This is a genomic window from Myxacorys sp. (genome assembly GCF_059501405.1).
The window spans coordinates 1-8,389 of sequence record NZ_JCACCM010000171.1 but is presented as its reverse complement, the minus strand read 5'-3'; the positions used below and the strand labels follow the sequence as shown (position 1 = coordinate 8,389).

Below are 8,389 nucleotides of genomic sequence, written 5' to 3'. Positions count from 1 at the left end.
GGACGTCGAACCATCCCCGACTCGCTGGCGCACGCCCTACTGCTATGGTCATGATTGGAAAACTCCTAGATTTATTGCAGGTAAAGAAGGTTTCCCAAAACCAGACACCAATCTCAAAAATGAGAGGCTTGGCGAAGGTTTATGAGATAATTTACTTTTCTTTACTATATGACACTCATTATAAGAACAGGTTTTAAAAATTTCTAGTCCTGCAATTAATCTGCATAAACAAAAGGGTTGCAACATGCATAAACATAAAGAGCTACACTTTGCTCTCAGACTGCTTAGGGACTTTGTAAGCCGTTATTTCAGATATTTGTAATACTAGAATCTGGCTGTTTCACACGCTTTTTATGTTCATTATCGAATTGACTCTCAAGACCAATCCAATTCCTCTTTCCGTCCAGCGCAAGTCTGAGGAAGATGCTCAGGAGACCTATCAAAAGATTGTAGATGCCATAAAGTCTGGCGGAAACCAGCTTCTGGAGTTGACCTGCGATCGTCAGCCTGAGAAAAAACTGGCTATCTTCACGGACAGCCTCGCGGCTGTGCAGATGTACGAGAAGTCTAGCGCGACTTCTTCAGGCAGAACTCCGGGCTTCTTTTCAATGGCTGAAGCATAACGCTATGACGTTGAACGCTACTACTGCCATCCAAGCCACGGATCTGTATTTCGGTTGGACAGAAGATAAACTGATTCTCGACGCTTGTACTTTAGACGTTCCAAAAGGGGAATTTTGGATGCTGCTGGGTACAAATGGCAGTGGTAAGTCAACGTTACTGAGACTACTGGCTGGATTACTTACATCTACAGCGGGTGAGATTGAGGTTCAGCCACCTATTGGATTTGTCTTTCAAAATCCAGATCATCAATTAGTCATGCCAACGGTTGGCGCGGATATAGCATTTGGCTTAGTGCAGGAAGCACTGCCGACGCCAATTGTTCGGCAACGAGTTGAAGAAGCGCTCTCTGCTGTGAATTTAGAGGCTTTTCAACGACGCCCAATTTATGCACTCAGCGGTGGCCAAAAGCAACGAGTTGCGATCGCAGGTGCGATTGCCCGTCATTGTGAAGTTCTTTTATTAGATGAACCCACTGCCCTTCTCGATCCAGACAGTCAACTCGATCTGGTTGCTCAAGTCAGAACCTTAGTTAAAGAGCGAGGGATTAGCGCGCTTTGGGTGACACACCGTTTGGAGGAGTTGGAGTACTGCGACGGAGCCTTTCTTCTAGAACAGGGCCGAGTAGTCGATCGAGGAGAGCCAGAGCGTTTGAAGCAAAGACTGATGCACAGCGAGGCCTCTACTCTCGATCCGAGTTGACTATTCTGAGTAGATTGAGAGCAAGGTCAATTCATAACTTCAGCTAATAGGTAGAGTTTCGATTTATGACGTGTGTCTTTAGCAGTATCTGCTGTTACAGATGCAAATTTTTGTGTACAGATAACGAGTGAAGATGCCATATTAGGGAAGAACTCGATTTGCAAACCCTATTCCTGGATCTTGAGCGATGCCACGCGCTACGCCAGAAGCAATTTTGTTAGTAGACGGCTATAACATGGTCGGAGCTTGGCATGAGTTGAAACAAGTGCGCGATCGCCAGGGGTTAGAGGAAGCTAGGCGTCGGCTGGTGGAAGCACTCATGGGCTATAGCTCCTATAAAGGATTTGAGACGCAGATCGTGTTTGATGCCCAGTACCGCGATTCACCCAATATTCGAGAAGTCATTACAGAACATGTATCGGTGTATTACACCGACTTTGGACAGACCGCAGACTCTTTTATTGAACGAACTTGCGCCGATTTTCGCCAAGATATCCGAAAGTTTAAGCAGCGGCTGATTGTGGCAACTTCTGATCAAGCGCAAAAAGTAACGGTCATTGGATTTGGAGCCGATTGGATGTCGGCTGAGCGGCTAGCAAATGATGTGGAGTTTGTTGCTCGCCGTGTTCAACGTCACTTAAAGCCTGCTAAAAAGCCAACAGGGCGCTTTCTAATGCATTCATTAGACCCGATCGCGCAGCAGCGGCTGGCTCAACTTCGCTCTAGCGATCGCAAGAAGTAAATCTCCAAGTTCACGAAACGCCTCACAGAGCTTTAGGTTCCGCAACATTCGGCTACCTAGGCTCCGTTCGCCTGTAAGATTTGGAATCTAGCTATCGACAAAGCATAAAGACACCCAACGGTTATGAAGCGTAGAGCATTCGTGAGTACTGCTGCGATCGCGGCGGGAAGTACCCTGACCGCTTGCACGATTCGGAAGCGGGGAATGGCGGTCGCGGGGGCAGCCCTGCCGACAGTCGCTTGGCGAATGGCAACAAGTTGGCCTAAGTCTCTAGACACCATTTTTGGGGGTGCAGCTACCGTTTGTAAGCGCGTGGCAGAAATGACCGATGGGCGCTTTACGATTCAGCCCTTTGCCGCTGGTGAAATTGTTCCAGGGCTACAAGTTTTAGATGCAGTGCAGAATGGCACAGTTGAGTGCGGACATACAGCGAGTTACTACTATGTAGGCAAAAATCCTGCCCTAGCGTTTGGATGTGCGGTTCCGTTTGGGCTGAATGCCCAGCAGCAGAACGCATGGCTATATCACGGAAATGGACTTGAGGCGATGCACAAGCTGTATTCGGACTTTAGCGTGATTAACTTTCCCGCTGGGAATACAGGCGTTCAGATGGGCGGTTGGTTTAAGCAATCTGTAAAATCCTTATCAGACCTCAAGGGTTTGAAGATGCGGATTCCGGGCTTGGGCGGGGAGGTAATGTCTCGCTTGGGTGTCAACGTGCAAGTTTTGCCAGGGGGAGAGATTTATTTAGCGCTGGATCGAGGGGCGATCGATGCTGCCGAATGGGTTGGTCCTTACGACGATGAAAAGCTCGGTCTTCACAGAGCTGCAAAATTCTACTACTACCCTGGCTGGTGGGAACCGGGTCCGACTCTCGAAGTTCAGGTGAATCTTGGGGATTGGAAGAAGTTACCGAAGGAGTATCAGGAAGTCTTTAAGGCAGCAGCGTATGAGGCAAACATGAATATGTTGTCACAATATGATTCTTTGAATCGAGAAGCGATCGCACGCTTAACTGCTGCTGGAACCCAACTTACGCCTTACAGCAAAGAGATTATGCAAGCTGCACAGAAAGCTTCTTTTGATTTGTACGAAGAAAACGCTAGTAAAAATGCCACGTTCAAGCAAGTGTACGACCAGTGGAAACAGTTTCGCGGTCAGCTCTATCAGTGGAACAAAATTAATGAACTCAGTTTTTCAGACTTTGCGCTAAGTTCTGAAAGTTAATTTTTACCCACTTGCAGTTTGCCAATTAAGTCTTGGAGATCGAAGGTAAAAATCCGACAATGCCAGGAAATGTGATGATCAGTACCAACACCAGTAGTTGCAGCAAGATAAATGGAATCACTCCACGATAGATATCGGTCGTTTTGACTTCTGGAGGAGCAACACCGCGTAAATAAAACAAAGCAAACCCAAAGGGAGGCGTCAGAAACGACGTTTGAAGATTAGCTCCCAGCACAACTCCATACCAGACCATATCTAACCCTAACTGCTGCGCGACAGGCACAAAGAGCGGCACAACAATAAAGCAGATTTCAAAGAAGTCAATAAAAAATCCGAGCAGAAAGACCGCCAACATACTGACAAATAGGAATCCAGCCTTTCCACCGGGCAGATTAGTTAGGACATCGAACACAAAGCGATCGCCCTCGACGCCGCGAAATACTAAGCTAAACGCTGTTGAACCAAACAAAATAAATACAACCATGCTGGTCGTTCGTAAGGTCAAATCGCAAACCTCCCGCAGCGATCGCAGGGACAGTTTTCGGTTCAGCGCCGCCAGCACAATCGCGCCCAAGCATCCCACTGCGCCCGCTTCAGTTGGAGTAGCGTAACCAAAGAAAATACTGCCCAACACGAGCAGAATGAGAACGAGGGGAGGCGCGATCGCGAGAAACACTTGCTTGCCAAATTCCTTGCCAACGCCAAGATGAGATCGAACCTCTTCCGGTAGGGCAGGGGCAACATCGGGACGAATCCAAGCGGTAATTAACACGTGAAGCGCAAAGGCTCCCGCCATCATCAGACCCGGAATCACCGAGCCGATAAACAAATCGCCGACTGAGACGCCTAACTGATCCCCTAGAACAACTAGCACGACGCTGGGTGGAATAATTTGTCCTAACGTTCCCGATGCCGCGATCGCACCTGTTGCCAATTGTTTGTCGTAGCCATAGCGCAGCATGATCGGCAGCGAAATTAATCCCATCGTCACAACTGTTGCGGCGACCACGCCTGTGGTTGCTGCTAGCAATGCGCCCACTAAAACAACCGCTAAAGCCAACCCACCCCGCACTTTGCCAAATAAAATTCCAACGGTTTCTAATAAGCGTTCTGCGATCCCTGACTTTTCTAGCATCGACCCCATAAAGATGAAGTAGGGAATCGCTAGTAGAGTGTAGTTCGACATAGTGCCGAAAATGCGTTGGGGCATCGCGGTGAGAAAGATCGGATCAAACACGCCAAGCAACACGCCGATAATGGCAAATAGAATGGCAGTGCCACCCAGCGCAAACGCAACTGGGTATCCGATAGACAAGAGGACTAACGCTCCTAGAAACATCAGAGGCCCGAGCCACTCTGCATCAAACACGATTTCGTACTGATTCCAAAAATCCATGCCCACCTCCTACCCTTCTATGTCGTGGCGATTGGCTCTGCTAAGCTCCGACGAATCGCGCTGGGGTGGCAGTTGACCTGTGTAAATCGCCCAGTTTTTGATGATTTCAGAAACTCCCTGAACAATGAGCAGCACAAAGCTCACAATAATCATGGTTTTGATGGGGTAGCGAACCAGACCGCCCGGATCGGGCGAGACTTCACGGGTAATCCACGACTGCGCGATCGCATTCCACGAGAAGTAAATCACCAGCAAGCTAAACGGAATCAGAAAAAAAATCGTTCCGAACAGATCCGCTAACGCTCTCCATTTCCGATTCCAACGACTGTAGAAGATATCAACTCGCACGTGTTCATCGTGCTTGAGGGCGTAGGCTGCCCCCAACAGAAACACAAGGTCGAAAATGTACCACTGGGTTTCGATCCAGGCATTAGATGTGAGGTTTTGCCCAATCGCTTTGCCGATGTACCGCCCAATTACGTTCCAAACCCCAACGCCAACCATCAATAGGACAAGCCACAACGCAAGCTGCCCAATTTTTTCGTTGATTTGATCGATCGCGCTGGAGAGGCGAAGTAGTTTCTGCAATTTCGATCTCCTATAGACGTTAAGAGGCCTAGATTGACTGTGCAAGGGAGGCGACTCAACAGAATTTCAGCTTTCATTTGACCATATCGCTGGATCACAGTGGCAATTGCTACGGAAGGTTGCGAATAATTCCTGGTTTGCCCGATCGCGGATCGAAGAGTTTCAAAAACACTTGCCAAAGTCTTAGGTTTGTCGCTATTATGATATTCGCAAAGAGCGACGTTCCTCAGTAGCTCAGTGGTAGAGCGGTCGACTGTTAATCGATTGGTCGCAGGTTCGAATCCTGCCTGGGGAGTTTTAGAAAGAGGGATGAAAAATGAGGGATGAAACTTCTAAGCTAGAGTTTCAGCCTTCGGAGTTCAGCAAATATTGGAACCTGGACCCAGATGTAACGTTTCTCAATCATGGGTCGTTTGGGGCATGTCCGATTCCAGTTTTAGAATTTCAGCAAGCGTTGCGACAGCGATTAGAGCGGCAACCGCTTAAATTTTTCTCAAGGGATTTTGAAGCATTATTGGATCAAGCCCGTCAAATACTAGCTGAGTTTGTGGGTGCAGACTCAGAAGATTTAGTATTTGTGCCTAATGCGACGACGGGTGTAAATGCGGTGCTAAGGTCGCTGCACTTTCTGCCTGGTGACGAACTCCTCACCACTAATCAGGAATACAACGCTTGCCGTAATGCTTTGAATTTTGTAGCCGAGCGAACGGGAGCAAAGATTGTTGTTGCAGACGTACCTTACCCGATTGCATCACCAGATCAAGTGATTGAACCTGTGCTGCAAGCCGTTTCATCGAAGACACGATTGGCACTCCTAGATCACATTACGAGTCAGACGGGGCTAGTCCTACCGATCGCGCACCTCGCCCAAGAACTCGCTAAACGAGGCGTCGAGACGCTGGTTGATGGCGCTCACGCGCCTGGAATGGTTCCGATTAACCTGAAAGAAATTGGCGCGACCTACTATAGTGCCACCTGTCACAAATGGATTTGCTCTCCTAAAGGCGCGGCGTTCTTATATGTTCAGCGCGATCGCCAATCTGAAATTCGTCCGCTCACCATCAGTCACGGGGCAAACTCTCCAAGACGCGATCGCTCTCGCTTTCAGCTAGAGTTTGACTGGATGGGAACTGATGACCCAACCGCCTATCTCAGCGTTTCAAAAGCAATCGAGTGGATGGGATCGCTTCTCCCCGGAGGATGGGCAGAACTGAGGGCGAGTAATCGAGCCAAAGCGATCGCGGCAAGAGCGCTACTGTGCGATCTGCTCAACGTCGAACCGCCATGCCCAGACTCGATGCTGGGTTCATTAGCGACGATTCCGTTACCTGATGGCTCCTATGCTGGGCTTCAAGATGCCTTGTGGGAATCATTTAACATTGAGGTTCCGATCGTGCCCTATCCAAGCGAACCCAAGCGGCTGGTTAGAATTTCGGCACAACTGTACAACACACCCGACCAGTATCAATACTTGGGGCGATCGCTCCTAAAACTTCTCGCTAACTAGAGCACGGTTACCTTTGACCTCAAATCTCCATCCCTAGAATTACAGATCTTTTCACACAAACTTTTTTCTTAGGTTCCGCGATCCTCACTAAGGGTGAACTACTGAATTGGGCATCTTAGGGAAGGCAAACAACGTAAGTCATCCCTCGTAGGTTCTAGAAAGTGTTCCTCACCGTGCAGAACACGAATGGACTTTACAAGGGGTTGCCTAGCACTCCTACCCTAGAACGAATTCCCATGCTTTCTGGCTTTTACAAAACCCAATTTCCAGTTTGGCAATACCTCAATCAGCCTTTATTTCACCAAGGGTATCCATTGATTTTGGATCCAAAACGATTTTGGCATCACTACCGTGTCGAGCTTTTAGAACGGTGTCTCGTCACCCGGTGGGAATCTCAAAAACCTTGCGAGTAATACCAATTCTCTAAATCTAGGCTACAGATGATATCACTTAAGTGTTGTAATCTGTTGGCAATCATGGCAGGCGTTTACAAGTTGGAGATTCACGAAAGCGTAGAAGAACTCAAACAACTGCTGAGAAGTCAGACGAGCGCTCAGCGCAAAGAACGGATTCAGGTGTTGTACTTGCTTCAGACCCAGCAAGCGAAAACCGTACAAGCCGCAGCAGAATTAGTCGGGCGCAATCGAGTGACCGTACAGGAATGGTTGCAACACTATCGCAACAACGGGCTCGAAGGCTTGCGGGTAAGCAAGCGACCGACCGGACGACCACGCAAGCTTCCTGCCTGGGCAGAACAAGCGTTATACAAGCGATTGCAAGACCCAGAGGGATTTGAGAGCTACCAGGCGATTTGTGAGTGGTTCAAGACCACACTGGGACTCACGGTGGCCTACAAAACCGTTCACAAACTCGTGCATCAACGGTTAGGTGGAATGCCAAAAGTGCCGCGTCCTGAGAGCATCAAGCAATCGCCTGAGCAGTTAGAGGCATATCAAAAAACTTAGGGGAGAATCTAGCAATGCTGGCGTGGTTCAGTCTGAGTCTGTTGGGGATGCAACGACAAGTGCGCTTCTTTTGCGGTGATGAAGCTCGCTTTAGACTGAAGACCGTGAGTGGGCGCAAGATCACTGCCAAAGGAGCCAAGCCCATCGGCAGAGTGCAATGGCAATTTCAGGCAACCTATCTTTATGGCATCGTCGAACCGAAAACAGGGGCTTCAGTGTTCTATGAGTTCTCACATCTCAACACCGATTGCTTTCAAGTATTCCTCAACTTGATTGCTCAGCAATTTGCCGATGAAGTCATTATTCTCCAACTCGATAATGGCGCGTTTCACAAAGCCAAGCGCCTGCAAGTGCCGGACAACCGCGTGATTTCAGCCGCCCCACTGTCCGGAACTCAACCCAATTGAGCAGGTCTGGCAGTATCTGAAACGCCGACTGCGATGGCATCTTCCTCAAAACTTGGAGCAGCTACAGCAATGGATGACCCAACAGCTTGAAGTCTTGTCTGCCGAGACGATCATGTCCATTACAGGACGGGCATCTATTCTAGAGGCTCTATCTGTAGCCGGAATTTAGAGAATTGGGATAAGCCGTGAATCCTTTGCAGCATCTCCCACAGGGCTTCCCGCTCATTCCCGGTG

11 protein-coding genes and 1 tRNA gene are annotated in these 8,389 nt (G+C 48.8%); 10 read left to right on the top strand and 2 right to left on the bottom strand.

Annotated features, from left to right (window positions below; translation table 11 throughout):
• Window positions 1-353: 353 nt before the first annotated feature.
• The 4 genes from AC5I6P_RS24195 to AC5I6P_RS24180 all read left to right on the top strand — a co-directional run bounded on the left by AC5I6P_RS24195 (window position 354) and on the right by AC5I6P_RS24180 (window position 3,292).
• The gene (locus tag AC5I6P_RS24195) at window positions 354-623 is read left to right on the top strand and encodes a UPF0367 protein family (RefSeq protein ID WP_495696326.1); all 270 of its coding nucleotides are present in this window, start codon (window positions 354-356) and stop codon (window positions 621-623) included.
• A gap of 4 nt (window positions 624-627) precedes the next feature.
• Window positions 628-1,323, top strand: coding sequence for an energy-coupling factor ABC transporter ATP-binding protein (locus AC5I6P_RS24190; RefSeq protein ID WP_495696325.1), 696 nt, complete (start codon window positions 628-630; stop codon window positions 1,321-1,323).
• 187 nt (window positions 1,324-1,510) lie between these two features.
• The gene (locus AC5I6P_RS24185) at window positions 1,511-2,065 is read left to right on the top strand and encodes an NYN domain-containing protein (protein WP_495696324.1); all 555 of its coding nucleotides are present in this window, start codon (window positions 1,511-1,513) and stop codon (window positions 2,063-2,065) included.
• Between the two features lie 123 nt (window positions 2,066-2,188).
• The gene (locus AC5I6P_RS24180; RefSeq protein ID WP_495696323.1) at window positions 2,189-3,292 is read left to right on the top strand and encodes a TRAP transporter substrate-binding protein; all 1,104 of its coding nucleotides are present in this window, start codon (window positions 2,189-2,191) and stop codon (window positions 3,290-3,292) included.
• A 25-nt stretch (window positions 3,293-3,317) separates the two neighbouring features.
• On the opposite strand, the gene AC5I6P_RS24175 is transcribed toward AC5I6P_RS24180, so the two are convergent.
• Window positions 3,318-4,688, bottom strand: coding sequence for a TRAP transporter large permease (locus tag AC5I6P_RS24175; protein WP_495696322.1), 1,371 nt, complete (start codon window positions 4,686-4,688; stop codon window positions 3,318-3,320).
• A gap of 9 nt (window positions 4,689-4,697) precedes the next feature.
• On the bottom strand, window positions 4,698-5,276 hold the full coding sequence (locus AC5I6P_RS24170) for a TRAP transporter small permease subunit (RefSeq protein WP_495696321.1): 579 nt from the start codon (window positions 5,274-5,276) through the stop codon (window positions 4,698-4,700).
• Window positions 5,277-5,499: 223 nt separating this feature from the next.
• Here AC5I6P_RS24170 and AC5I6P_RS24165 point away from each other — a divergent pair.
• From AC5I6P_RS24165 to AC5I6P_RS24140, 6 genes are all read left to right on the top strand, one after another.
• Window positions 5,500-5,571, top strand: a tRNA-Asn gene (locus tag AC5I6P_RS24165).
• Between the two features lie 21 nt (window positions 5,572-5,592).
• Entirely contained in the window at window positions 5,593-6,783 is a 1,191-nt protein-coding gene (locus AC5I6P_RS24160; RefSeq protein ID WP_495696320.1) for an aminotransferase class V-fold PLP-dependent enzyme, read from the top strand.
• A 173-nt stretch (window positions 6,784-6,956) separates the two neighbouring features.
• Entirely contained in the window at window positions 6,957-7,196 is a 240-nt protein-coding gene (locus AC5I6P_RS24155) for a hypothetical protein (RefSeq protein ID WP_495696319.1), read from the top strand.
• Window positions 7,197-7,223: 27 nt separating this feature from the next.
• Window positions 7,224-7,748 (top strand): helix-turn-helix domain-containing protein, encoded by a 525-nt coding sequence (locus AC5I6P_RS24150; RefSeq protein ID WP_495696318.1) that lies wholly within the window; start codon window positions 7,224-7,226, stop codon window positions 7,746-7,748.
• A 14-nt stretch (window positions 7,749-7,762) separates the two neighbouring features.
• Window positions 7,763-8,155: a transposase gene (locus AC5I6P_RS24145; RefSeq protein WP_495696317.1), complete on the top strand. Its 393-nt coding sequence runs from the start codon at window positions 7,763-7,765 to the stop codon at window positions 8,153-8,155.
• Window positions 8,151-8,324 (top strand): hypothetical protein, encoded by a 174-nt coding sequence (locus tag AC5I6P_RS24140; protein ID WP_495696327.1) that lies wholly within the window; start codon window positions 8,151-8,153, stop codon window positions 8,322-8,324. Before AC5I6P_RS24145 ends, AC5I6P_RS24140 begins: the two co-directional genes overlap by 5 nt.
• Window positions 8,325-8,389: the final 65 nt, after the last annotated feature.

Excerpts from the sequence above, each read along its gene's own strand:
- AC5I6P_RS24175 (WP_495696322.1), bottom strand. The coding sequence starts at position 4,688 with ATGGATTTTTGGAATCAGTACGAAATCGTGTTTGATGCAGAGTGGCTC.
- AC5I6P_RS24190 (WP_495696325.1), top strand. The coding sequence starts at position 628 with ATGACGTTGAACGCTACTACTGCCATCCAAGCCACGGATCTGTATTTC.
- AC5I6P_RS24195 (WP_495696326.1), top strand. The coding sequence starts at position 354 with ATGTTCATTATCGAATTGACTCTCAAGACCAATCCAATTCCTCTTTCC.
- AC5I6P_RS24185 (WP_495696324.1), top strand. The coding sequence starts at position 1,511 with ATGCCACGCGCTACGCCAGAAGCAATTTTGTTAGTAGACGGCTATAAC.
- AC5I6P_RS24150 (WP_495696318.1), top strand. The coding sequence starts at position 7,224 with ATGATATCACTTAAGTGTTGTAATCTGTTGGCAATCATGGCAGGCGTT.
- AC5I6P_RS24160 (WP_495696320.1), top strand. The coding sequence starts at position 5,593 with ATGAGGGATGAAACTTCTAAGCTAGAGTTTCAGCCTTCGGAGTTCAGC.
- AC5I6P_RS24180 (WP_495696323.1), top strand. The coding sequence starts at position 2,189 with ATGAAGCGTAGAGCATTCGTGAGTACTGCTGCGATCGCGGCGGGAAGT.
- AC5I6P_RS24145 (WP_495696317.1), top strand. The coding sequence starts at position 7,763 with ATGCTGGCGTGGTTCAGTCTGAGTCTGTTGGGGATGCAACGACAAGTG.